The 22,283-nt window shown below is 63.6% G+C and carries 20 protein-coding genes and 3 tRNA genes; 7 read left to right on the top strand and 16 right to left on the bottom strand.

Going from position 1 to position 22,283, the window contains the following annotated elements; translation table 11 throughout:
• Positions 1-9 precede the first annotated feature (9 nt).
• On the bottom strand, positions 10-1,398 hold the full coding sequence (locus EDF71_RS07805; RefSeq protein WP_133856025.1) for a phosphomannomutase/phosphoglucomutase: 1,389 nt from the start codon (positions 1,396-1,398) through the stop codon (positions 10-12).
• Between the two features lie 298 nt (positions 1,399-1,696).
• Here EDF71_RS07805 and EDF71_RS07800 point away from each other — a divergent pair, with 298 nt between their 5' ends.
• The gene (locus tag EDF71_RS07800) at positions 1,697-2,647 is read left to right on the top strand and encodes a DMT family transporter (protein WP_133856024.1); all 951 of its coding nucleotides are present in this window, start codon (positions 1,697-1,699) and stop codon (positions 2,645-2,647) included.
• A gap of 2 nt (positions 2,648-2,649) precedes the next feature.
• On the opposite strand, the gene EDF71_RS07795 is transcribed toward EDF71_RS07800, so the two are convergent.
• Positions 2,650-3,147 (bottom strand): transcriptional repressor, encoded by a 498-nt coding sequence (locus tag EDF71_RS07795; protein ID WP_133856023.1) that lies wholly within the window; start codon positions 3,145-3,147, stop codon positions 2,650-2,652.
• A gap of 76 nt (positions 3,148-3,223) precedes the next feature.
• A complete protein-coding gene (msrA, locus tag EDF71_RS07790; protein ID WP_133856022.1) occupies positions 3,224-3,775 on the bottom strand; it encodes a peptide-methionine (S)-S-oxide reductase MsrA in 552 nt (183 codons plus the stop codon).
• Positions 3,776-3,980: 205 nt separating this feature from the next.
• Here msrA and EDF71_RS07785 point away from each other — a divergent pair, with 205 nt between their 5' ends.
• From EDF71_RS07785 to EDF71_RS07760, 6 genes are all read left to right on the top strand, one after another.
• Positions 3,981-4,655 (top strand): TetR/AcrR family transcriptional regulator, encoded by a 675-nt coding sequence (locus EDF71_RS07785; RefSeq protein ID WP_243854217.1) that lies wholly within the window; start codon positions 3,981-3,983, stop codon positions 4,653-4,655.
• Positions 4,652-5,851, top strand: coding sequence for an efflux RND transporter periplasmic adaptor subunit (locus EDF71_RS07780; RefSeq protein WP_133856020.1), 1,200 nt, complete (start codon positions 4,652-4,654; stop codon positions 5,849-5,851). The genes EDF71_RS07785 and EDF71_RS07780 overlap by 4 nt, the downstream gene beginning before the upstream one ends.
• Before the next feature lie 3 nt (positions 5,852-5,854).
• On the top strand, positions 5,855-9,019 hold the full coding sequence (locus EDF71_RS07775; RefSeq protein ID WP_133856019.1) for an efflux RND transporter permease subunit: 3,165 nt from the start codon (positions 5,855-5,857) through the stop codon (positions 9,017-9,019).
• A gap of 59 nt (positions 9,020-9,078) precedes the next feature.
• Positions 9,079-9,792 (top strand): protein-L-isoaspartate O-methyltransferase, encoded by a 714-nt coding sequence (locus tag EDF71_RS07770; protein WP_133856018.1) that lies wholly within the window; start codon positions 9,079-9,081, stop codon positions 9,790-9,792.
• Between the two features lie 53 nt (positions 9,793-9,845).
• A complete protein-coding gene (locus tag EDF71_RS07765) occupies positions 9,846-10,181 on the top strand; it encodes a rhodanese-like domain-containing protein (RefSeq protein WP_116923977.1) in 336 nt (111 codons plus the stop codon).
• 80 nt (positions 10,182-10,261) lie between these two features.
• Entirely contained in the window at positions 10,262-11,674 is a 1,413-nt protein-coding gene (locus tag EDF71_RS07760; protein ID WP_133856017.1) for a TolC family outer membrane protein, read from the top strand.
• Between the two features lie 39 nt (positions 11,675-11,713).
• Here EDF71_RS07760 and EDF71_RS07755 read toward each other — a convergent pair whose 3' ends face one another.
• The 13 genes from EDF71_RS07755 to uvrB form a co-directional block, all read right to left on the bottom strand.
• On the bottom strand, positions 11,714-12,856 hold the full coding sequence (locus tag EDF71_RS07755) for a hypothetical protein (protein ID WP_133856016.1): 1,143 nt from the start codon (positions 12,854-12,856) through the stop codon (positions 11,714-11,716).
• Positions 12,857-13,049: 193 nt separating this feature from the next.
• Positions 13,050-13,124: transfer RNA gene (locus EDF71_RS07750), tRNA-Val, on the bottom strand.
• 37 nt (positions 13,125-13,161) lie between these two features.
• Positions 13,162-13,236: transfer RNA gene (locus EDF71_RS07745), tRNA-Val, on the bottom strand.
• A 38-nt stretch (positions 13,237-13,274) separates the two neighbouring features.
• Positions 13,275-13,349 (bottom strand) — tRNA-Val (locus EDF71_RS07740).
• A 58-nt stretch (positions 13,350-13,407) separates the two neighbouring features.
• A complete protein-coding gene (dnaQ, locus tag EDF71_RS07735; RefSeq protein ID WP_133856015.1) occupies positions 13,408-14,124 on the bottom strand; it encodes a DNA polymerase III subunit epsilon in 717 nt (238 codons plus the stop codon).
• Positions 14,125-14,196: 72 nt separating this feature from the next.
• Positions 14,197-14,535 (bottom strand): ISC system 2Fe-2S type ferredoxin, encoded by a 339-nt coding sequence (gene fdx / locus EDF71_RS07730; protein WP_021025845.1) that lies wholly within the window; start codon positions 14,533-14,535, stop codon positions 14,197-14,199.
• A 28-nt stretch (positions 14,536-14,563) separates the two neighbouring features.
• Positions 14,564-16,429 (bottom strand): Fe-S protein assembly chaperone HscA, encoded by a 1,866-nt coding sequence (gene hscA / locus EDF71_RS07725; protein ID WP_133856014.1) that lies wholly within the window; start codon positions 16,427-16,429, stop codon positions 14,564-14,566.
• Between the two features lie 124 nt (positions 16,430-16,553).
• The gene (gene hscB, locus EDF71_RS07720; RefSeq protein WP_133856182.1) at positions 16,554-17,072 is read right to left on the bottom strand and encodes a Fe-S protein assembly co-chaperone HscB; all 519 of its coding nucleotides are present in this window, start codon (positions 17,070-17,072) and stop codon (positions 16,554-16,556) included.
• Between the two features lie 115 nt (positions 17,073-17,187).
• A complete protein-coding gene (gene iscA / locus EDF71_RS07715; RefSeq protein WP_133856013.1) occupies positions 17,188-17,511 on the bottom strand; it encodes an iron-sulfur cluster assembly protein IscA in 324 nt (107 codons plus the stop codon).
• Positions 17,512-17,517: 6 nt separating this feature from the next.
• Positions 17,518-17,916 carry a Fe-S cluster assembly scaffold IscU gene (gene iscU / locus EDF71_RS07710; protein WP_133856012.1) on the bottom strand — a complete coding sequence of 133 codons (399 nt, stop codon included), beginning with the start codon at positions 17,914-17,916 and terminating at the stop codon, positions 17,518-17,520.
• A 36-nt stretch (positions 17,917-17,952) separates the two neighbouring features.
• Entirely contained in the window at positions 17,953-19,173 is a 1,221-nt protein-coding gene (locus EDF71_RS07705) for an IscS subfamily cysteine desulfurase (RefSeq protein ID WP_133856011.1), read from the bottom strand.
• Between the two features lie 151 nt (positions 19,174-19,324).
• The gene (gene iscR / locus EDF71_RS07700; RefSeq protein ID WP_021025851.1) at positions 19,325-19,861 is read right to left on the bottom strand and encodes a Fe-S cluster assembly transcriptional regulator IscR; all 537 of its coding nucleotides are present in this window, start codon (positions 19,859-19,861) and stop codon (positions 19,325-19,327) included.
• Between the two features lie 219 nt (positions 19,862-20,080).
• Positions 20,081-22,174 (bottom strand): excinuclease ABC subunit UvrB, encoded by a 2,094-nt coding sequence (gene uvrB, locus EDF71_RS07695; RefSeq protein ID WP_133856010.1) that lies wholly within the window; start codon positions 22,172-22,174, stop codon positions 20,081-20,083.
• Positions 22,175-22,283: the final 109 nt, after the last annotated feature.

The raw sequence follows: 22,283 nt of genomic DNA, 5'->3' as shown, positions 1-22,283 counted from the left end.
GGCCGCGCCTTAGTGCGAGGCGCTGCCGACCACGGCATCGGGCTTGACCTTGAGCAGCAGCGCTTTCATCTCGTTCTGGATGCGGTGCAGCGCTGCCTGGGTGTGGCCTTCAAAGCGCAGCACCAGCACGGGCGTGGTGTTGCTCGCACGGATCAGGCCAAAACCATCGGGCCAGTCCACGCGCAGGCCGTCAATGGTGTTGATCTGGGCCGGTTCGCTGAAGACATCGGCGGCCATCTCCTGCAGCTGGGCGCTGAGCTTGTGCGGCTCGCCTTCCTGGCATTCCACATTCAGCTCGGGCGTGCTGTAGCTGCTGGGCAGCGCATGCAGCAGGGCGCAAGGGTTTTGGGCCTTGCTCAGGATCTCCAGCAGGCGGCAGCCGGCGTAGGTGCCGTCGTCAAAACCGTACCAACGCTCCTTGAAGAAGATATGGCCGCTCATCTCGCCGCCCAAGGGCGCATTGGTCTCGCGCATGCGGGCCTTGATCAGCGAATGCCCGGTCTTGTACATCACCGGTTTGCCACCTGCGGCCTCGATGGCCGGCGCCAGGCGCTGCGAGCACTTGACGTCATAGACGATCTCGCCGCCGGGCACGCGCGAGAGCACGTCCTGCGCGAACAGCATCATCTGGCGGTCAGGGTAGATGTTCTGGCCGTCCTTGGTCACGATGCCCAGGCGGTCGCCGTCGCCGTCAAAGGCCAGGCCCAGTTCGGCATCGCCGGTCTGCAGCGCCTCGATCAGGTCACGCAGGTTCTCGGGCTTGCTGGGGTCGGGATGGTGGTTGGGGAAGTTGCCATCCACCTCGGAGAACAGCTCGGTCACCTCGCAGCCCAGCGCGCGGAAGATGCCCGGCGCGGTGGCGCCCGCAATGCCGTTGCCGCTGTCCACGACGATCTTCATCGGGCGGGCCAGCTTGATGTCGGAGACGATGCGCTCGACATAGGCGGCCGTCACATCTTCCTGGCGCAGCTTGCCGCCGCCCTGGAAGCGCCAGCATTCCTTTTCCATGATCTGGCGCAGCTTCTGGATCTCGTCGCCATAGATGGCGCGGCCGGCCAGCACCATCTTGAAGCCGTTGTAGTCCTTGGGATTGTGGCTGCCGGTCACCTGGATGCCGCTGTGGCACAGGGTGCTGGCGGCAAAGTACAGCATGGGCGTGGTCACGCGGCCCACGTCGATGACCTCGATACCGGCTTCCACCAGGCCCTGCATCAGCGCACGGCTCAGCGCGTCGCCGGACAGGCGTCCATCACGTCCCACGGCCACCACCAGCTCGCCGGCGGCAATCGCCTGCTGGCCAAAGGCCCGGCCCAGCTTCAGTGCCACGCTCTCGTTGAGCGTGCTCGGCACGACGCCGCGGATGTCATAGGCTTTGAAGATTGCAGAAGAAATCGGCACAGAACTCACCTTGTTGTTGGCGCAGAACAGGCATGAAAAACGGCCTCCATCAGAAGCCGCGCCTTTGCTGCGAGACAGCTATTGTAGGCACGCTCCAGGCTATGGCCGGCCAGTTGTCCATATGGCGACCAGGGCAGCGCGCCGCCAAACGCACAATCGGAACTGGCCAGCGGCTGTTGGGCCGCGCCGCCGCTGCCCTTTCACGGCTCTTTGCACGGCGCGCATCAATGCACCGCAAGAATGTCACCAATGGCAAGCGCGGCGCCCGCTAGCATGCTGTCTGCCCTTGCGAGAACCTATGCGCCCCACCCCATCTACCGCCGCTGCCTCCGTCCCCAGCCCCTCCCTCCCCTCGGCTGCGCCGAGCGCCAGCCGCTGGCTGCCCCCCTTTGTGCTGCTGGCCGTGCTCTGGGGCGCGTCCTTTTTGTTCATGCGCCTAGGCGCCTCGCAGTTTGGCGCCGTGCCAACGGCCGGCTTGCGCGTGATTTTGGCAGCCCTCTTCTTGCTGCCGCTGATGCTGCTGCGCGGTGAATGGCCCGCGCTGCGCCAGCACTGGAAGCCGGTGTTGTTCTCCGGCATCATCAATTCGGCCATCCCTTTTTCGCTGTTCGCCTATGCCGTGGTCTATATGCCCACCGGCATGGCCTCGGTGCTCAATGCCTGCGCCCCGCTGTTTGGGGCCTTGGTGGCCTGGCTCTGGCTGGGCGACCGCATCACCGGCCTGCGCGTCACCGGGCTGTTGATTGGCTTTAGCGGTGTGGCCCTGCTCGCGCTGCATGACAAACCCGCCACCGCGGGTGCGGCCAGCTGGAGCGCCTATGCCGCCATTGCCGCCTGCCTGTGTGCATCACTGAGCTATGGCGTGGCCGCCAGCTTTGCCAAGCGCTACCTGGTGGGCGTGCCGCCCTTGGCCACCGCCACTGGCAGCATGGTCGGTGCCAGCCTCTGCCTGCTGGTCCCGACCATCGCGATGTGGCCCAGCCAGACGCCGTCCTGGGGCTCATGGTTGGCCGTGGCCGCCCTGGCGCTGCTCTGCACCAGCGTGGCCTATATCCTGTATTTCCACATCATTCAGACCGCCGGGCCCAGCCGCGCGATTGCGGTGACCTTTCTGGCGCCGGTGTTTGCGCTGGTCTATGGCAACTGGTTTTTGGCAGAGCCGATCACCGCCTGGATGCTGGGCTGTGGCGCCGTCGTGATTGGCGGCACCATGCTCTCAACGGGGCTGATTGGCCGCAAGCGAAGCTGAGGTCAGGATTTTTTGGGATCGTGCTTGCAGTCGGCGCATAGGCCCTGCAAGCGTAGCTCGGTCTGCTCAGGTGCCAATCCCTGCTCCTGCAGCACCTGCAGGTACTGCGCCATCGCCTGGTTGACCTGCGCCGTGGCAGCGTCGCCGGCATGCTCCTCCAGGCTTTGTACCGAATGGCAGTCGGTGCATTCATAGCGCACCTGCAGCGGCTCCTGCGCGTCAGCCCGCAGTGCATAGCGCGTCAGGCGCTCGGCATCCACGCTTTTGACCAGCTTGCCGGCAGCGGCCAGGCGGTCCAGCAGGCGGTAGCTGGTGACGCGGTTGACGTCGACGCCCATTTTCTGCAGCCGGGCCTGCACCTCGGCCACGGACCACTGCATGCCCGGCTGGCTGCCGACCAAGGCCAGCAAGGCCTTGGTGGCGCGCGTGGCACGCATGCCGGGCGGCAGGGACTGCACGCTCAGCGCGGCAGTGGCGGGGGATGGGGTGCGGGCGGACATCGGTGGCTGGGCGGAGTGGCTTTGATGCAATTGTGTTGCATTATGCCCATCGCCCGCGCCCAGCACCCAGGCGGCCCTACTTCAACCAGTCTGCGAAGCGGGTTTCCAGCTTGTCGACCTTGGGCGCCACCACATAGGTGCAATAGGGTTGGCGTGGGTTGTTGTCGAAATAGTCCTGGTGGTAGGCCTCGGCATTCCAGAAATGCTGCAGCGGCTCGACCTCGGTGACCACCGGCGCGCCCATCTGGCCGGAGGCATTGAGCTTGTCGACAAAGGCCTGGGCCTGGGCCAGTTGCTCGGGCGTGGTGGTGTAGATGCCGCTGCGGTACTGCGGGCCCACATCATTGCCCTGGCGGTTCAAGGTGGTGGGGTCATGCGTTGCAAAAAAGATGTGCAGCACCTTGTCCAGCGGCAGTACCTGCGGCTCAAAAGTCAGCTCCACACATTCGGCATGGCCCGTCGTGCCCGTGCAGACCTGTTCGTAGCTGGGGTTGGCGATCTGGCCATTGGCATAGCCGCTGACGACCTTGACGACCCCACGCACCCGCCCGAACACGGCCTCGGTGCACCAAAAACAACCACCGGCGAGATAGATTTTTTCCACGGGGGACTGGGCTTCATTTGACATCATGACTCCGGCAACAAAAGGGCCAAACATTCAGGCGCAAGCGCGCACAAACAGCGGCTTGCCGGCTCCATTTTTAACAGAGAAAAAGACAGCCATATGCCAATGCGTTCTCTATTTGTTTCAGCGCGTTTTGCTTGACTTGTCGCGGGCGGCCGCCTACATTACTAACCCATTGGTCATTAACTGTTTGATTGCGCTGCCCACCGTGTCCACCCCGCCTACCCCACCTGCTTTGGCCACCGCTGCACCCCGCCGCAGCCGCCGCAAAGAGGCCCGGCCCGGCGAGCTGCTGGATGCGGCGCTCGATCTGTTCGTCAGCAAAGGCTATGCGGCCACCAAGGTGGAAGAAGTGGCCCGCCAGGCCGGCGTCTCCAAGGGCACCTTGTTTCTCTACTTCCCCAGCAAACAGGAGCTGTTCCAGGCCGTGGTGCGCCATGTGCTCAGCAGCCGCTTTGCCGAATGGGATCTGGAGCTGGACACCTACCAGCACGACACCGCCACCCTGATCCATTACTGCTACGAGGTCTGGTGGCAGCGCATTGGCTCGACCAAGGCCTGCGGCCTGCCGCACCTGGTGATGGCCGAGGCGCACAACTTTCCCGAGATCGCGGCCTTCTACCGCCAGGAAGTGGTGCTGCCCGGCAACCGCCTGATCGAGCGCGTGCTGCGCCGGGGCATGGAGCGCGGTGAACTGGCCCCCATCGATCTGGACTATGGCGTGACCCTGGTGCTGGCCCCGCTGATCTTTTGTGCCAGCGTCAAAAGCACCGGCGGCTTTTGCCTGCCCAACCCGGATTTTGATGTGCCACGCTTTTTGCAGATGCAGGCCGATGCCTTGATGCATGGCCTGGGCAGCCGCCCTAAGGGCAGTGCCGCATGAAGCGCGCCCTGCCCTGGCTGGCCGCCGCCGTCGTCATCGCCCTGCTCGCCAGCGGACTGTGGCGTGGCTTTAAAACCCAGCAACAGCGCCAGCAGGCCCTGGCCCAGGCCGAGCAGGCCAAGGCGCAGGCCGTTTACCAACTGGCCGCCAGCGACGCGATCACCGTGGCGCCGCAGACCCTGGTGCTGAGCCTGCCCATCAGCGGCACGGTGCAGGCCGTGCACACCGCCATCATCAAGGCCCGCATTGCCGGCGAGCTGCAGCAGCTGCAACTGCGCGAGGGCGACCCGGTACAGGCCGGCCAGGTCGTCGCCCGGGTGGACAGCACCGAGAGCCAGGCCCGCCTGGCCCAGGCGCAGCAGCAGGCCGATGCGGCCCGTGCGCAGCAAGATATCCAGCAGCGCCAGTACGACAACAACCGCGCCTTGGCCAACCAGGGCTTTATCTCGGCAACAGCCCTGGATTCGTCGCAGTCGCAATGGCAGGCCGCGCAGGCCAACTACCAGGCAGCCCGCTCGGCCGCCGATGTGCTGCGCAAAAACCTGAGCGACACCGTGCTGCGCAGCCCCATCCAGGGCCAGGTGGCGCGCAAATGGGTGAGCAATGGCGAAAAGGTCGGCCCCGACGCCAATGTGCTGGAGATCGTCGATCTGCGTGAGCTGGAGCTGCAGGCCCAGATGCCGGCGGCCGATTCGCTGCAGTTGCGCCTGGGCCAGACGGCGCAGTTGCAGGTCGATGGCAGTGGCCAGACCATCAGCGCGCAAGTGATGCGCATCAACCCGCAGGCCGATGCCAACAGCCGCAGCGTGACGGTCTACCTGCGCATTGCGCCGCCAGCCGCAGGCGATGCTGCACCGGCGCTGCGCCAGGGCCTGTACCTGCAGGGCCAGTTGGCCACCGACCAGGTGCAGACCATCGCCGTGCCACTGGCCGCCGTGCGCACCGACAAGCCCGAGCCCTATGTACAGCTGCTCAGCCCACAAGGCGAATCGGGCGCATCGCTGCAGGTGCAGCACCAGCCTGTGGTGCTGGGCCCACGCAGCCAACTCCAAGGCAAGACCTGGGTGGCCATCCGCCAGGGCCTGCAGGCAGGCCAGCGCATTCTGGGCGGCCAGGTGGGCCAACTGCGCGAGGCCACGCCCGTTCGCTTGGCGCCTGAGGCCGCACCCGCCGCAGTCGCATCGCCCGCGTCCTGATCCATGTGGTTCACCCGCCTCAGCCTGAACAACCCGGTGCTGGCCACGATGATGATGGCCGCACTGGTGGTGCTGGGCCTGTTCTCGCTGCAGCGCCTCAAGGTGGACCAGTTCCCCAATATCGATTTCCCGGTGGTCGTCATCACGGTGGACTACCCGGGCGCCGCGCCCGAGATCGTAGAGAGCGAGGTCACCAAGAAGATCGAGGAAGCCGTCAACGCGGTGGCCGGCATCAGCGCCCTCACCTCGCGCAGCTACGAGGGCACGGCCGTCATCATCATGGAGTTCCAGATCTATGTCGATGGGCGCCGCGCGGCCGAGGATGTGCGCGAGAAGATTGCCGCCGTGCGCCCCTTGCTGCGCGACGAGGTCAAAGACCCGCGCGTGATTCGCTTTGACCCGGCCGATGCCGCGGTCTGGTCCTTGGCCCTGCTGCCCGACCCCAGCCGGGGCACGCCGCCCAGCGCGATTGCGATGACCTCCTGGGCCGACCAGGTGCTCAAGAAGCGGCTGGAGAATGTGCGCGGCGTGGGTGCCGTGAGCCTGGTGGGCGGCACGCCGCGCGAGATCAATGTCTACCTGAATCCGCAGCAAATGGAGGCGCTGTCCATCTCGGCCAGCGAAGTGGCCGACGCGGTGCGCCGCGAGAACCAGGATCTACCGTTAGGCTCGGTGCGCTCGCGCGAGCAGGACCGGCTGGTGCAGATCGATTCGCGCATGAAAAGGCCCGAGGACTTCAACCAGATCATCGTGGCCCGCCGCAATGGCGCACCCATCTACCTGCACCAGGTCGCCCGGGTGCAGGATGGCGCGCAGGAGCTGAAAAACCTGGCCTTGTACAACGGCACACGCACCTTGCTGCTGTCGATCCAGAAATCGCAGGAGGAAAACACCATCGAGGTGGTGGACGGCCTGCGCCGCGCCGTGGCCGAGATCACGCCCGAGCTGCCACCGGGCCTGCGGCTGGAGCCGATCGCCGATGCATCGCGCCCGATTCGGGTGGCCGTCGACAACGTGCGCGAGACCCTGGTCGAAGGCGCCGTGCTCACCGTGCTGATCGTGTTTCTGTTCCTGCACTCCTGGCGCTCGACGGTCATCACCGGCCTGACCTTGCCGATCTCGATCATTGGCACCTTCTTCTTCATGTATGCCTTTGGCTTCACCATCAATATGGTGACCCTGATGGCCTTGTCGCTGTGCGTGGGCCTACTGATCGATGACGCCATCGTCGTGCGGGAAAACATCGTGCGCCACCTGCAGATGGGCAAATCCGCCTACCGCGCCGCGCTGGAAGGCACTCAGGAAATTGGCCTGGCCGTTCTGGCCACCACCTTGTCGATCGTCGCCGTGTTCCTGCCTATCGGCTTCATGGGTGGCATCATCGGCAAGTTCTTCCATGAGTTCGGCCTGACCATCGTGGTGGCCGTGCTGCTGTCGATGTTTGTCAGCTTCACCCTGGACCCGATGCTCTCCAGTGTCTGGCATGACCCCAGCGTGCATAAAGACGGCAAGCCCGCGCGCAACCGATTCGCACGCGCACTGGGCCGGGCACTGGCCGGCTTTGAGGCCACCACCGAGCAGCTGAGCACTGGCTACCAGCGCCTGCTGGCCTGGGCGCTGCGCCACCGCTTGACCAGCCTCTTGGTCGCGCTGGCCATCTTTATCCTCAGCCTGCTGCTGCTGCCGCTGCTGGGCACCGAGTTTGTGCCGCGCGCCGATTTCTCCGAAACCCAGATCCGCTTCAATGTGCCAGTGGGCGCCTCGGTAGAAGCGACCGAGGCCCGCGCCCGCCAGGTCGAGGACGTGGTGCGCCGCAACCCGGCAGTGCGCTACACCCTGACGACGATCAACACCGGCAATGCCAACGGCAAGAATTACGCCAGCATGTATGTGCGCCTGGTGGACCGCAGCCAGCGCAGCCAGGATGTGCAGCAGATATCGGCCAGCCTGCGTGCCGAGTTGAACCAGATTGCCGGCATCCAGGTCACGCATGTGGGCCTGCTGGAGGCCGTGGGCGGCCAAAAGCAGGTGGAGTTCTCGCTGCAAGGCCCGGATCTGCAGGAGCTGGAGCGCCTGGCCCGCCAGGTGAGCGAGCGCCTGCAGCACATCCCCGGCCTGGTGGACCTGGACAGCAGCGTGCTGGAGCGCGAGCCCATTGTGCAGCTGCAGTTCAACCGCGATGCTGCATCCGACCTGGGCCTGCCGATGGGCCAGGTGGCCACGGCGCTGCGCACCCTGGTGGAAGGCGACACCGTGGGCAACTGGCGCGCCGGCGACAACCAGACCTATGACGTGCGGGTGCGCCTGGCGCCCGAGGCGCGCGAGAACCCGCAGATGCTGGCCCAGCTGCCGCTGACGGCCATGGGCGCCAATGGCCAGCCGCATACCGTGCGCCTGAGCCAGCTGGCTACCTTGACCGAAACCACCGGCCCCAACCGCATCAACCGCCGGGCGATGAACCGCGAGGTCGCCTTCAATGCCAACGCCAACCAGCGCAGCGCTGGCGAGGTGGCGGCCGATATCCGCGCGGTGCTGGAGCAGACCACTTTCCCGCCCGGCTACCGCTACGAGTTTGCCGGCAGCACCAAGAACATGCAGGAGTCCTTTGGCTATGCGCTGTCGGCGTTGGCCCTGGCGGTGATCTTTATTTACATGATCCTGGCCAGCCAGTTCCGCAGCTTCCTGCAGCCCCTGGCGCTGATGACCTCGCTGCCACTGACCTTGATTGGCGTCGTGCTCACCTTGATGATGTTTGGCACCACCTTGTCGATGTTCTCCATCATCGGCGTCATCTTGCTGATGGGCCTGGTGACCAAGAATGCGATCTTGCTGGTGGACTTTGCGATACGCGCCCGCCAGCCCCAAGCCAGCGAAGACGGCCAGATGGTGCCAGGCCTGCCGCGTGAGCAAGCCCTGCTGCTGGCCGCCCAGGTACGGCTGCGCCCCATCTTGATGACCACCCTGGCCATGGTGTTTGGCATGGTGCCGCTGGCTTTTGCGATGAGCGAAGGTGCCGAGCAGCGCGCGCCGCTGGGCCAGGCGGTGATTGGCGGGGTGGTCACCTCGTCGCTGTTGACCCTGGTGGTGGTGCCCGTGGTGTACTGCTACCTCGATGATTTTGCGAAATGGGCCGCCCAAAAGTGGCGGCGCCCCGCTATGGAACCCTAAGCGGCCTAAAATAGGGGGTTTTTTCTTGCCCCACCCCAACAAGCCAACCGGAGTCTGCAATGAGTTTGCCACTGAACATGTCCCCCAGCACGGATGATAAATACCGCGCAGCACGCTACAACATGGTGGAGCAGCAGGTGCGCCCCTGGAGCTTGGGCGACCAACAGGTGCTGGAACTGATCGGCACCCTGCGCCGCGAAGAATTTGTGCCCGATGGCCTGCAGGACATGGCGTTCATGGACATCCAGCTGCCTTTGCTGGGCGATGACGGCGAAGTCGCCATCGCCAACGGCCACTGCATGCTGCCTCCGCGCGTCGAAGCACGCGTGCTGCAGGATCTGAAGCTGCAAGCCCATGAAAACGTGCTGGAAATCGGCACCGGCTCGGGCTACATGGCCGCGCTGATGTCGCGCCTGGCCAAGCAGGTCACCTCGCTGGAGATTGAGCCTGCCTTGGTCGAGCTGGCCCGCGCCAACCTGCACCGCGCCCAGATCAAGAACGTCGATGTGGTGCTGGAAGACGGCTCCAACGCCCAGGCCATCGGCGGCAGCTATGACGTGATCGTGCTGAGTGGCTCGGTCTACGAAGTGCCAGCCGCACTGCTCGACAAGCTCAAGGAAGGCGGCCGCCTGATCGCTTTTGTGGGCACCGAGCCCATGATGCGCACCACCGTTTACACCCGCACGCAAGGCAAGCTGAGCATCAGCCAGCCTTGGGACACCGTGGTGGCCCGCCTCAAGGGCTTTGCCGAGGCACCCCGCTTCAAGTTCTAATGACCCCCGCAGCGCGGCGGCCTGGGGGCCGGCTGCGCTGCAGAAAGTGATGTATGGAGCAAATCCGTCCCGCGCAACTCAATGAATGGCTGGCCCAGCATGCAGACCAAAACCCCCTGGTGCTGGATGTGCGCGAGCCCTGGGAGCTGCAGACTGCTTCGGTCAAGCCCGAAGGTTTTGAGCTGCTGAATATCCCGATGCAGCAGATTCCCGCGTCGCTGAACCTGCTCGATGAAGACCGCCCCATCGCCTGCCTCTGCCACCACGGCATGCGCAGCATGCAGGTTGCCGTGTTCCTGGAGCGCCAGGGCTACAGCCAGGTCAGCAACCTGACCGGCGGCATCGACCTCTGGACGGCTGAGCGCGACCCCTCGGTACCACGCTACTGAGCACCGGCCAGCGCCGTTTGCGGCACGGCACAGGCACCTGCCTTTTCCGTGCCAACCCTCTTACCACCACCTTCTGCACCATGCGCCAAGCCCCTGCCCTGCCTCGTCTGAGAACAACCTGCGCCGCAGCTGCTGCGCTGCTGCTGGGCCTGGCCCAGTTGCCGGCCCAGGCCCAGAGCCTGATGCAGATGGTGGAACAGGCCAGTGGCTATGACGCGCAGTGGCAATCGGCCCGAGCCAACCTGGATGCGGCCATTTCCCGGGGCGAGCAGGCACGCGCCGGTTTGCTGCCCCAAGTGGGGTTGCAGGCCCAGTCGCAGTACAGCCACACCGCCATCAACAACCCCGAGCTGCGCCTAAACGGCCCCGACCACCAGATCGGCATCACCGCCAGCCAGCCGCTCTACCGCCCGGCCAACCGCATTGCGCTGGAGCAAGGCCGTTTGGGCGGCAATATCGCCCGGCTGCAGCTGGATGCCGCGAGCCAGGACTTGCTGGTGCGGGTGGCCCAGGCCTATTTTGATGTGCTGGCCGCGCAGGACAGCATGGTGTTTGTGCAGGCCCAAAAGGCCGCCGTCAAGGAGCAGCTGGCGGCCGCCAAGCGCAACTTTGATGTGGGCACGGCCACCATCACCGATTCGCGCGAAGCCGAGGCCCGCTTTGACCTGGTGCGCGCGCAGGAGATCGCTGCCGAGAATGACCTTACCGTCAAGCGCCTGGCGCTGGACAATGCCGTGGGCACCCCCGGCAACCAGCCCTGGCCGCTGAAGCAACCGGTGCTGTTGCCTGCGACCACGCCAGACAATGTGCTGATGTGGGTGGACCAGGCCCAAAGCGAGCAGCCCCAGATCCGCATCGCCCAACTGGCGACCGACAACGCCCGGCTGGACACCAAGAAAGCCGAAACCGGCCACCTGCCCACCGTCGACCTGCAGGCCACCGTGGGCCGCCAGATCTACCCCAAGGGCAGCATCACCATGCCCACCCATGGCTACAACGCCAACCAGGCGACCGTGGGCGTAGTGCTCAATGTGCCGCTGTTTGCCGGCTTTTCCGTGCAGAACCGGGTCAAGGAAACCCTGGCGCTGGAGACCAAGGCCGAGGCCGACCTGGACAACGCACGCCGTACCGTGGCCCAGAATGTGCGCAGCGCCTTCTTTGGCCTGCAGTCCAACGCCAGCCAGGTCAAGGCGCTGGAAGCGGCTGAGGCATCGAGCCAGCTTGCGCTGGATGCCAACCTGACCGGCTACCAGGTGGGCGTGCGCATCAACATCGATGTGCTCAATGCCCAAAGCCAGCTCTACCAGACCAAGCGCGACCTGGCCCATGCCCGCTATAACACCTTGCTGGGCCAGCTCAAGCTCAAGCAGGCCGCCGGCACCTTGGTGCTCAATGACATCGAGGTGCTGGACCGCAGCATGCTGACCAGCACGGCGCCCGCTGCAGCGGCCACACCGGCACTGCCCGCACCCCAGCCCGCCACTGCACGCTAAAGCGCCAAACCGCCCTCGGTACTGGCCTGTTGCGCACCGTCAAGGCGTGGTGCCAAACAAGGCCCGCCGCGCCGCATCGGAGGGCAGCACACAAGCCACATCATGGGCGCAGCCCGGCACCGTGTAGAGCGGCTGCGGGCGCGGCGGCTGCAGCACCTGGCTGACATAGGCGGCATAGCCCTCACCCCGCTGGCGGCGAAACGGCCCCTGCAGCATGGCGGCGCAGGATTTATCAAGCGCGCCATAGCTGGTGCCCTTGCCGGCCTGGTTGTCGAGCGCGCCTTCCAGGTAGTGGATATCGGCCTGGCGGTAGCGCTCACGGGCCTGGTCAGCGGTCGACCCGAGGTAGGAAGGCAGCGCCTGGGTGCCGTATTTCCACTGGTCATAGCCGGGGCAGGATGACTCTTCAGGCCGCTGCATGCGGTAGCTGCAAGCCGCATCGCTGCAGGCAGCCCAGTCCACATCGCTGCCCGCGCGCTGGGGCTGCGGGCGCATAGGATCGAAATACAGCCAGGTGCCGGGGTCAGCCACCACATAGCGCAGCGAAACTCCGGCGGGCGGCTTCTGGGCAAAGCCAATGCTGCGCTGGAGCATTTGCCCACCGGCAGAAAAGCCCGCCAAGGTGATCTGGCGCACGCTGGGCCAGCGCTGGTGGATATCGGCGATCAAGGCATCCAGCGCGGCAATGGCGTTGATCGGGCTCCTTCCAGCGCCGGCCTGGGAGTTTTTCCCGGCCAGCCAGCTGCTGCAGGTCCACAGCGCGTCACCCGGCTCGGGTGCAGGGGTGCCCTTGGTGCGGCAGCGATCGGCCTTGTCGCTGGCCACCTGGTAGAGCGGCGCAATGACCAGGGTCGTATCCAGGCGGCCTGCCTTGCGCGCGGCATCCAGCGCGGCGTTGAAGCTGCGGTTGGCATCACGCGGGTGTCCATGCATGATCAGCAGCGCCGTCTGCGGCCCGCCGGATCCACCGGCCTTTTCATCTTGTGGCGCCAGCGAGGCATAGAAATGCATGCGCCCGGCCTGGCCCGGCAACTCAAAGCCTTGGTAACAGGCATCCGATGCCTGTTCGGTACAGGCCTGCGGGGCGGATGCCGTAGTGGATGGCGGCGCTGAGGCCGCCCAGCCACTGCTGGCCAGCAAGGCGGCCAGGCCAACACCAGAAGCGAGCGTGCGAGCAGTCATGTCGGTCCCCCTGAATCCCAAGAGCTGCCATCGTAGGCCTTTGTGGCCCAGCGGTGCAGCATTGGCGCGGGTTTTACCTGGCAGCGACAGGCCGGATACCTGCACGACATGGTGGACTGCGGTGCAGTGCAGCTGGCACAGCACACAGAAAACAAAAAGCCTCTTGAACATCACATTCAAGAGGCTTGTTGATTGGTGGGTGATACATGGATCGAACATGTGACCCCTGCCGTGTGAAGGCAGTGCTCTACCGCTGAGCTAATCACCCTGAGTACGCCCCAAAGAGGCCTACCGAAACTAAATGGTGGTGGGTGATACATGGATCGAACATGTGACCCCTGCCGTGTGAAGGCAGTGCTCTACCGCTGAGCTAATCACCCCAAGCATGCCCCAAGGGACATACCGCAACGACGATGGATGGTGGGTGATACATGGATCGAACATGTGACCCCTGCCGTGTGAAGGCAGTGCTCTACCGCTGAGCTAATCACCCGAAATCTCTCGCCGTCAAGCCCTCTATTATGACAGCAAATAATTGCTGGCTGTATAAATTAGGCCAATTTTCTCCAAATAGTTTTGCCGCCGCTGGATTTGTCCATTTGCGTCAGCACGTCATCATGCGCGGCCAGCTCCGCCTCCGAAGGCTGGATCACGGGCAGATCGAACTGCGCAAAATCGATCTTCTTGACGACCATGGCCGCATTGGACTTGTTGTTCGACGCCATGCTGTCAGACGACAGCAGCTGCTCCTGGCCGCGCGTCATGTTGATGTAGACGTCGGCCAGCAGCTCGGCATCGAGCAAGGCGCCGTGCAGGTCGCGGCCGGAGTTGTCCACTTCCAGGCGGTCGCACAAGGCATCGAGCGAGTTGCGCTTGCCCGGGAACAGGTCACGCGCCATCAGCAGCGAATCCAGCACCCCACTGACCATGCTGACCAGCGGAGGCATGCCCACCCGCTCGAACTCCTTGTTCAGGAAGCCCATGTCGAACGGCGCATTGTGGATGATCAGCTCGGCGCCTTCGAGGTAGGCGCGGATCTCTTCGGCCTTCTCGTGAAAACGGGGCTTGTCGGCCAGAAACTCGGTGGTGATGCCGTGCACGCGCAGCGCATCTTCATGGCTGTCCCGGTCGGCATTGAAGTACAGGTGCAGGTTGTTGCCGGTGAGCTTGCGGTTGAGCAGCTCGACGCAACCGAGCTCAATGACACGGTCACCATCGACGACTGACAGACCCGTGGTTTCCGTATCCAGAACAATTTGGCGCGACATCTACAACTTCCTCGACTCAAAACACCGATTGTAAAAGCCGGTCGCATCGCTGCGCCCGGCTCCCGCCCATGCTCAGTGGTTTTCCTTGGCGTGGTTGATCGAGTACTTGGGGATCTCCACGGTCACATCCTCACGCGCCAGAATGGCCTGGCAGGACAGGCGGGACTGTGGCTCCAGGCCCCAGGCGCGGTCGAGCAGATCGTCCTCTTCCTCTTCGGAAGGGTCCATGGAGTCGAAACCCTGGCGCACGATCACGTGGCAGGTGGTGCAAGCCCGGCTCATGTCGCAGGCGTGTTCGATGTTAATGCCATTGTCCAGCAGCGCCTCGCAGATCGACGTGCCCGTAGGTGCCTTGATTTCGGCGCCTTGGGGACAGTATTCGGCATGGGGCAGGATTTTGATGATAGGCATGGGTTGTGGTTCTTCTTGCTGTAGTCGGTTAAATGGATTGCACGTTCTTGCCGGCCAGGGCCTGGCGGATGCCACGGTTCATGCGCTCGGCGGCAAAGGCCTCGGTGCCCTTGGCCAACGCATCGGTGCTGGCCTCGATCTCGGCCGCGCTTTCGCTGTTGGCCAGCGCATGGCGCAACTGGTCCATCAGTGCATCGACCTGGCTGCGCTCGGCGTCGGCCAGCAGGTCGCCATCGGCATCCAGCGCGCTTTGGGTGGCAATCAGCAGGCGGTCGCCATCAACCCGCGCCTCGACCAGCGCACGGGCCTGCATATCGGCCTGTGCCGTGCTGAAGCTGTCGCGCAGCATATGGGCAATCTGGTCGTCCGAGAGGCCATACGAGGGCTTCACATCGATATGCGCTTCGACACCGCTCACCAGCTCTTGCGCACCCACGCTCAGCAGGCCGTCGGCATCGATGGTGAAGGACACGCGGATGCGTGCAGCGCCCGCCGCCATGGGTGGAATGCCGCGCAGCTCAAAGCGCGCCAGGCTGCGGCAATCAGCCACCAGATCGCGCTCGCCCTGCACCACATGGATGGCCAAGGCCGTCTGGCCGTCCTTGTAGGTTGTGAAGTCCTGGCCGCGTGCGGTCGGAATGGTTTCGTTGCGGCTGACAATGCGCTCGACCAGGCCGCCCATAGTCTCGATGCCCAGAGACAGCGGGATCACATCGAGCAGCAGCAGATCGCCATTGGTGTCGTTGCCGGCCAGCTGGTTGGCCTGGATGGCCGCACCCAGGGCCACCACCTCGTCGGGGTTCAGGTTAGTCAGTGGAGGCTTGCCAAAGAAGTTGCCGACTGCCGTCTGCACCTGGGGCATGCGCGTGGAGCCGCCCACCATCACCACGCCTTGCACCTCGTCCTTGGCCAGCTGGGCATCAGCCAGCGCGCGGCGCACGGCCGTCAGGGTGCGGGCCGTCAAGGCCTGGGTGGCTGCATCAAAGTCGGCACGGCTCAGCGGCAGTGCAAGATCCTTGCCTGAGAGCTGCACCGAGAAAGTCACCTGCTCGGCATCGGTCAGCGCCTCTTTGGCGGCCTTGGCGGCCAGGCGCAATACCGCCTTGTCCTGCGCGCTCTGCACCGTGCCGCCGGTTTTCTCCAGCACCCACTGGCCCAGTGCGGCGTCATAGTCGTCACCGCCGAGGGCCGAGTCACCGCCAGTGGCGATGACTTCAAACACGCCGCGCGTCAGGCGCAGCACGGAAATATCAAAGGTGCCGCCGCCCAGATCGTAAACGGCGTAGATGCCTTCTGCGGCATTGTCCAAACCATAGGCAATCGCCGCAGCGGTGGGCTCGTTGATCAGGCGCAGCAGCTTGATGCCGGCGAGCTGGGCCGCATCCTTGGTGGCCTGGCGCTGCGCATCGTCAAAGTACGCGGGCACGGTGATCACGGCGCCGTACAGGTCGTTGTCGAAGGTGTCTTCTGCGCGGTAGCGCAAGGTGGCCAGAATCTCGGCGCTGATCTCAACCGGGGTCTTGAGGCCGGCCACGGTCTCGATGGCCACCATGCCGCTGCCTTCGGGCTGCACCAGCGCATAGGCCAGTTGCTCGGGCGCATGGATATCGGCCAGGTTGCGGCCCATCAGGCGCTTGGCCGAGGCAATGGTGTTGGCAGCATCCACGCCAGGATGGGCGAATGCCGCATAGCCGATATCGCGCTTGCCATTGGCGTGGTAATGCACCACCGATGGCAGCAGCACCCGGCCTTCGTCATCCGGCAGGCATTCGGCCACGCCGTTGCGCACGGCAGCCACCAGGGAATGCGTAGTGCCCAGATCAATGCCCACCGCAATACGGCGCTGGTGGGGATCGGGAGATTGGCCAGGTTCTGAAATTTGGAGCAATGCCATGGATGCGATCTATCTTGTGTTCTCTTGCCTGCGGCCCGCAGGGGGTGCGGGGCAGCGGTCTCAACGAGGGTGTTGCCAAGGCATGATGTGCGGCCTGATGCGCCGCCCTGCCTTGGTCAAAAGCCTATTGTCCCAGTTGCTCGCGGCGGCGGTCGATGTCGCCACTAAATCGCGCAACAAACATGAGGGCTCTCACCTGCTGGGCCGCTTGCGCGTAGTCGCGCTCCACATCCAGCAGCTGCTGGCAGCGCGCCAGCATCGCGCGGCGCGCGCTGGCCACCTGGTCATCGAGCGCATCGACATCGGCTGGGCTCTGCGCCTCTTCCAGCGCTTCGCGCCACTCCATCTGCTCCATCAGAAAAGCGGTGGGCATGGCGGTGTTGTCTTCGGCGCGGATGGGCGCGTCGTGCATCTCGCACAGGTAGGCGGCGCGCTTGAGCGGGTCCTTGAGGCGCTGGTAGGCCTCATTGATGCGCACCGACCACTGCATGGCCACGCGCTGGGCAGCAGCACCTTGCGACGCAAAGCGGTCCGGATGGGCCTGTTTTTGCAGCGCCTTCCAGCGCTCGGCCAATTGCTGGGCATCTTGCGCAAACTGTACAGGCACAGCGAACAGTTCAAAATCGTTGGATTGCAGATTCATCATGAAAAAACCGCCTGGCAAAAGCACAGGCGGTTTGCAGTTTTGGCATCAGCGATGCCGACAAACAAGGCCGGGTCAGCCAACGAAGGCCAACCGGGCGCCTGAACCTGAGGCCTCAGATTCTGAAGCTCTCGCCACAACCGCAGCGATCACGCTCATTGGGGTTGTGGAACTTGAAGCCCTCGTTGAGGCCTTCGCGCACAAAGTCCAGCTCGGTGCCGTCGATGTAGGCCATGCTTTTGGGATCGACCAGCACCTTGACGCCATGCTCTTCGAACACCACGTCCTCAGGCGCTGCCTCGTCCACGTACTCGAGCTTGTAGGCCAGGCCCGAGCAGCCGGTGGTCTTCACGCCCAGGCGCACACCCACGCCATGCCCACGGCGGGACAGGTAGCGGTTGATGTGGCGCGCAGCCGACTCAGAAAGCGTGACAGCCATGGCGCTTTAAGCCTCCGCCTTGGCGCTGTGCTTGGCCTTGTAGTCGTTGACTGCAGCCTTGATCGCGTCTTCAGCCAGGATCGAGCAGTGGATCTTCACCGGTGGCAAAGCCAGCTCTTCAGCGATCTGTGCATTCTTCAGCGCAGCGGCTTCGTCCAGGGTCTTGCCCTTGACCCATTCGGTCACCAGCGACGACGATGCAATCGCCGAGCCGCAGCCGTAGGTCTTGAAGCGTGCGTCTTCGATCACGCCGGTGTCGGCGTTGACCTTGATCTGCAGCTTCATCACGTCGCCGCAAGCTGGAGCGCCGACCATGCCGGTGCCCACCGATTCATCACCCTTGTCGAACGAGCCCACGTTGCGGGGGTTCTCGTAATGATCAATCACTTTGTCGGAATATGCCATCTTGGTACCTCTTAACAGTTATCGGCTGCGCCGGCTTTAGTGGGCAGCCCACTGGATGGTGCTCAGATCAACACCGTCTTTGTACATTTCCCACAGGGGGCTCAACTCGCGCAGCTTGGTCACGTTTTCACGGATCGATGCCACGGCGTAGTCGATGTCTTCATTCGTCGTGAAGCGGCCAAACGTCATGCGCAGGCTGCTGTGGGCGAGCTCATCGCTGCGACCCAGGGCGCGCAGCACATAGCTGGGCTCCAGGCTGGCAGAGGTGCAAGCCGAACCCGAGGACACGGCCAGGCCCTTGATGCCCATGATCAGCGATTCGCCTTCGACGAAGTTGAAGCTGATGTTCAGGTTGTGGGGCACGCGGTGGTTCAGGTCACCGTTGACGAACACTTGTTCGATGTCCATCAGACCGTCCAGCATGCGCTGCTGCAGCGCCTTGGCATGGGCGTAGTCCTTGGCCATGTCTTCCTTGGCGATGCGGAAAGCCTCGCCCATACCGACGATCTGGTGCGTCGCCAGGGTGCCCGAACGCATGCCGCGCTCATGGCCACCGCCGTGCATCTGCGCTTCGATGCGCACACGTGGCTTGCGGCGCACGTACAGCGCGCCAATGCCCTTGGGACCATAGGTCTTGTGCGAAGCCAGACTCATCAGGTCCACCTTCAGCGCGGTCACATCGATCTCGACCTTGCCCGTGGCTTGGGCCGCGTCCACGTGGAAAATGATGCCCTTTTCGCGGCAGATGTTCCCGATGGTGTCGATGTCCTGGATCACGCCGGTTTCGTTGTTCACGAACATGACGCTGACCAGAATGGTGTCTGGGCGGATGGCCGCCTTGAACACATCCAGATCCAGCAGACCGTCTTCCTTGACGTCCAGATAGGTGACCTCAAAGCCTTCACGCTCCAGCGCACGCATCGTGTCCAGCACCGCCTTGTGCTCGGTCTTGACGGTGATCAGGTGCTTGCCCTTGCCCTTGTAGAACTGGGCAGCGCCCTTAAGCGCCAGGTTGTCCGACTCGGTGGCACCGCTGGTCCAGACGATTTCACGCGGATCGGCGTTGATCAGCGCGGCGACTTGCGCACGTGCCTTTTCAACCGCCTCTTCCGCCGTCCAGCCCCATGCATGGCTGCGCGATGCAGGGTTGCCGTAGTTCTCGGACAACCAGGGAATCATCGCATCAACCACGCGTGGGTCCACGGGCGTGGTGGCGCCGTAATCAAGGTAAATAGGGAAGTGTGGGGTCGTGTCCATATCTGGCTCTACTGGCGCGTGCTGTTGGGCACCCGCAAAAACTCAAAATGCAATCATCGAATGAACTTGCTGCACCGTTTTAAGGGCGTAACAAGGCCTCCCGGCACCTTGGAAGGCACCGGGGATGCGGCGACCAGCGCCGCATCAAGAATCAGGATTTGGCAAACACATTGCCCAGTGCAAACACCGAGTTCGGTGCGGTGACACGGATGGGCTTGACAACCGGCGTGGTCGAGATAGCGCGGCGCACGATCGGCTTGTCTTCGATCTGGATGCCCTTGGCCAGTTGGTCATCGACCAGCTTTTGCAAGGTGACGGAATCCAGAAACTCGACCATGCGCTGGTTCAGCGATGCCCAGAGTTCGTGCGTCATGCAGCGACCGGCCTCGCCCATGCAGTTTTCCTTGCCGCCGCACTGCGTGGCGTCAATAGGTTCATCTACCGACACAATGATGTCGGCAACTGTGATCTCAGCGGCTTTGCGGGCCAGCGTGTAGCCGCCACCGGGGCCACGGGTGGACTCCACCAGTTCATGGCGGCGCAGCTTGCCAAACAGCTGCTCCAGATACGACAGCGAGATCTGCTGACGCTGGCTGATGGCAGCCAAAGTTACCGGGCCATTGTTCTGGCGCAAAGCCAGATCAATCATTGCAGTGACTGCAAATCGGCCTTTGGTGGTGAGACGCATAATCGTTCCTTAGAGGTCAGGCTTGATAACCATAGACGCCCAATGCAAGCAAGCCACCCGCAATGACATCGTCGTAGCCTGTCGCTCCACCCTGCACGCAGGGTAGGTCCCATTCATCGATAGGCTTTTTTCTTGTTGTTGAGTAATTTGTGTCAGTATAGCACAATGCCCCCTGAATTCGCTCGGGTAAGCAAAGATTACTTACAGAAACTGACATCCCTAGAGGCTGCGGGTATTCCCTGCCTCTGGAGAGGCCCCACCAAAAGCCCTTTGTTTCAAGATGGTTAATTGGTCGCGGGCCTGGGCTGCGGCCTCGAATTCGAGGTTGCGCGCCGCCTCCAGCATCTGCTTTTCCAGGCGCTTGATTTCCTTGGCAATCTCTTTCTCTGACATGTCCTCGACCTGGGCCCGGCTCATCGCCACCTGCTGGGCGCGGTCCATGTCATCGCTGGCCTTGGTGCTGTAGACGCCATCGATCAAATCACGTACTTGCTTGACAATGCTGCGCGGCACGATGCCATGCTCCGTATTGAAGGCCATCTGCTTCTCACGGCGGCGGCTGGTTTCGTCCATAGCCTTGCGCATCGAGTCGGTGATGCGGTCGGCATAGAGAATCGCCTTGCCGTTCATGTTCCGCGCCGCACGGCCAATGGTCTGGATCAGGCTGCGCTCGGCACGCAGAAAGCCTTCCTTGTCGGCATCCAGGATCGCCACCAGCGACACCTCTGGAATGTCCAGGCCTTCGCGCAGCAGGTTGATGCCTACCAGCACATCAAAGGTGCCCAGGCGCAGGTCGCGGATGATCTCGACGCGCTCCACAGTCTCCACATCGGAGTGCAGGTAGCGCACCTTGACGCCGTTGTCGGTCAGGTATTCGGTCAGCTGCTCGGCCATGCGCTTGGTCAGGGTGGTGATCAGCACCCGCTCCTGCACCTTCACCCGTGCATGGATTTCCTGCAGCACATCATCCACCTGGTGGGTGGCGGGACGCACCTCCACCTCGGGATCGACCAGGCCGGTGGGTCGCACCACCTGCTCAACGATCTTGCCGGCATGGGTCTTCTCGTACTCGGCCGGCGTGGCCGACACAAATACTACCTGGCGCATGCGCTGCTCGAACTCGCCAAACTTCAGCGGGCGGTTGTCCAGCGCGCTGGGCAGGCGAAAGCCATATTCCACCAAGGTCGTCTTGCGCGCTTTGTCGCCGTTGTACATGGCATTGAGCTGGCCGATCATCTGGTGGCTCTCGTCGAGAAACATCAGCGCGTCCTTGGGCATGTAGTCCGTCATCGTCGGCGGCGGATCGCCGGGCGCCGCGCCCGAGAGGTGGCGGCTGTAGTTCTCAATGCCCTTGCAGTGCCCCACTTCGGTCAGCATTTCCAGGTCAAACCGGGTGCGCTGCTCCAGGCGCTGGGCTTCCACCAGCTTGCCCTCGCCCACCAGCTGCTTCAGGCGCAGCGCCAGCTCTTCCTTGATGGTCTCCACGGCCACCAGCACCTGGTCGCGCGGGGTCACATAGTGGCTGCTGGGGTAGATGGTGAAACGCGGCACCTTCTGGCGCACGCGGCCCGTCAGCGGGTCAAACAGCTGCAGGCTCTCGACCTCGTCGTCAAACAGCTCGATGCGCACCGCCATCTCGCTGTGCTCGGACGGAAACACATCGATGGTGTCGCCGCGCACGCGGAAGGTACCGCGCGAGAAATCCGCATCATTGCGCTTGTACTGCATGCGCACCAGCTGGCCGATGGCATCGCGCTGGCTCAGCTCATCGCCCACGCGCAGGATGAAACGCATCTTGGTATAGGACTCGGGCGAGCCGATACCGTAGATGGCCGAGACGGTGGCCACCACGATGGTGTCGCGTCGCTCCAGCACGCTCTTGGTGGCCGACAAACGCATCTGCTCGATGTGCTCGTTGATGGCGCTGTCCTTTTCGATGAACAGGTCGCGCTGGGGCACATAGGCCTCGGGCTGGTAGTAGTCGTAGTAGCTGACGAAGTACTCCACCGCGTTCTTTGGGAAGAACTCGCGGAACTCGCTGTACAGCTGCGCGGCCAGGGTTTTGTTGGGCGCAAACACGATGGCCGGGCGCCCGGTGCGCGCAATCACATTGGCCATCGTGAAGGTCTTGCCCGAGCCCGTCACGCCCAGCAAGGTCTGAAAGGCCTCACCGTCATCAATGCCTTCCACGAGCCCATCGATGGCCGCCGGCTGGTCGCCCGCAGGCGGGTACGGCTGGAACAACGTGAATGGAGAGCCGGGATATTGGATGAATTCCCCCTCGCGGGGTGCCTCTGGAGTGACTTCGTGCATAGGTCGGGTATGCCACGCGCGAGCGGGCGTCGCTAGAATACGGGGTTAACCCCAAAGCGTACTGCAAAATTGCGGTGGAGGCGATGGCCTCTTGTTTGGCATTTTGGGG

The organism is Comamonas sp. JUb58 (assembly GCF_004364775.1).
GTDB lineage: Bacteria > Pseudomonadota > Gammaproteobacteria > Burkholderiales > Burkholderiaceae_C > Comamonas.
This window is presented reverse-complemented; position numbering and strand designations above follow the sequence as displayed.

Coding starts and splice junctions, on each gene's coding strand:
- msrA (WP_133856022.1), bottom strand. CDS start 3,775: ATGTCAAATGAAGCCCAGTCCCCCGTGGAAAAAATCTATCTCGCCGGT.
- uvrB (WP_133856010.1), bottom strand. CDS start 22,174: ATGCACGAAGTCACTCCAGAGGCACCCCGCGAGGGGGAATTCATCCAA.
- fdx (WP_021025845.1), bottom strand. CDS start 14,535: ATGCCTATCATCAAAATCCTGCCCCATGCCGAATACTGTCCCCAAGGC.
- hscB (WP_133856182.1), bottom strand. CDS start 17,072: ATGAATCTGCAATCCAACGATTTTGAACTGTTCGCTGTGCCTGTACAG.
- EDF71_RS07755 (WP_133856016.1), bottom strand. CDS start 12,856: ATGACTGCTCGCACGCTCGCTTCTGGTGTTGGCCTGGCCGCCTTGCTG.
- iscR (WP_021025851.1), bottom strand. CDS start 19,861: ATGCGTCTCACCACCAAAGGCCGATTTGCAGTCACTGCAATGATTGAT.
- iscU (WP_133856012.1), bottom strand. CDS start 17,916: ATGGCATATTCCGACAAAGTGATTGATCATTACGAGAACCCCCGCAAC.
- EDF71_RS07800 (WP_133856024.1), top strand. CDS start 1,697: ATGCGCCCCACCCCATCTACCGCCGCTGCCTCCGTCCCCAGCCCCTCC.
- dnaQ (WP_133856015.1), bottom strand. CDS start 14,124: ATGTCGCGCCAAATTGTTCTGGATACGGAAACCACGGGTCTGTCAGTC.
- EDF71_RS07795 (WP_133856023.1), bottom strand. CDS start 3,147: ATGTCCGCCCGCACCCCATCCCCCGCCACTGCCGCGCTGAGCGTGCAG.
- hscA (WP_133856014.1), bottom strand. CDS start 16,429: ATGGCATTGCTCCAAATTTCAGAACCTGGCCAATCTCCCGATCCCCAC.
- EDF71_RS07780 (WP_133856020.1), top strand. CDS start 4,652: ATGAAGCGCGCCCTGCCCTGGCTGGCCGCCGCCGTCGTCATCGCCCTG.
- EDF71_RS07775 (WP_133856019.1), top strand. CDS start 5,855: ATGTGGTTCACCCGCCTCAGCCTGAACAACCCGGTGCTGGCCACGATG.
- iscA (WP_133856013.1), bottom strand. CDS start 17,511: ATGGCTGTCACGCTTTCTGAGTCGGCTGCGCGCCACATCAACCGCTAC.
- EDF71_RS07760 (WP_133856017.1), top strand. CDS start 10,262: ATGCGCCAAGCCCCTGCCCTGCCTCGTCTGAGAACAACCTGCGCCGCA.
- EDF71_RS07705 (WP_133856011.1), bottom strand. CDS start 19,173: ATGGACACGACCCCACACTTCCCTATTTACCTTGATTACGGCGCCACC.
- EDF71_RS07765 (WP_116923977.1), top strand. CDS start 9,846: ATGGAGCAAATCCGTCCCGCGCAACTCAATGAATGGCTGGCCCAGCAT.
- EDF71_RS07770 (WP_133856018.1), top strand. CDS start 9,079: ATGAGTTTGCCACTGAACATGTCCCCCAGCACGGATGATAAATACCGC.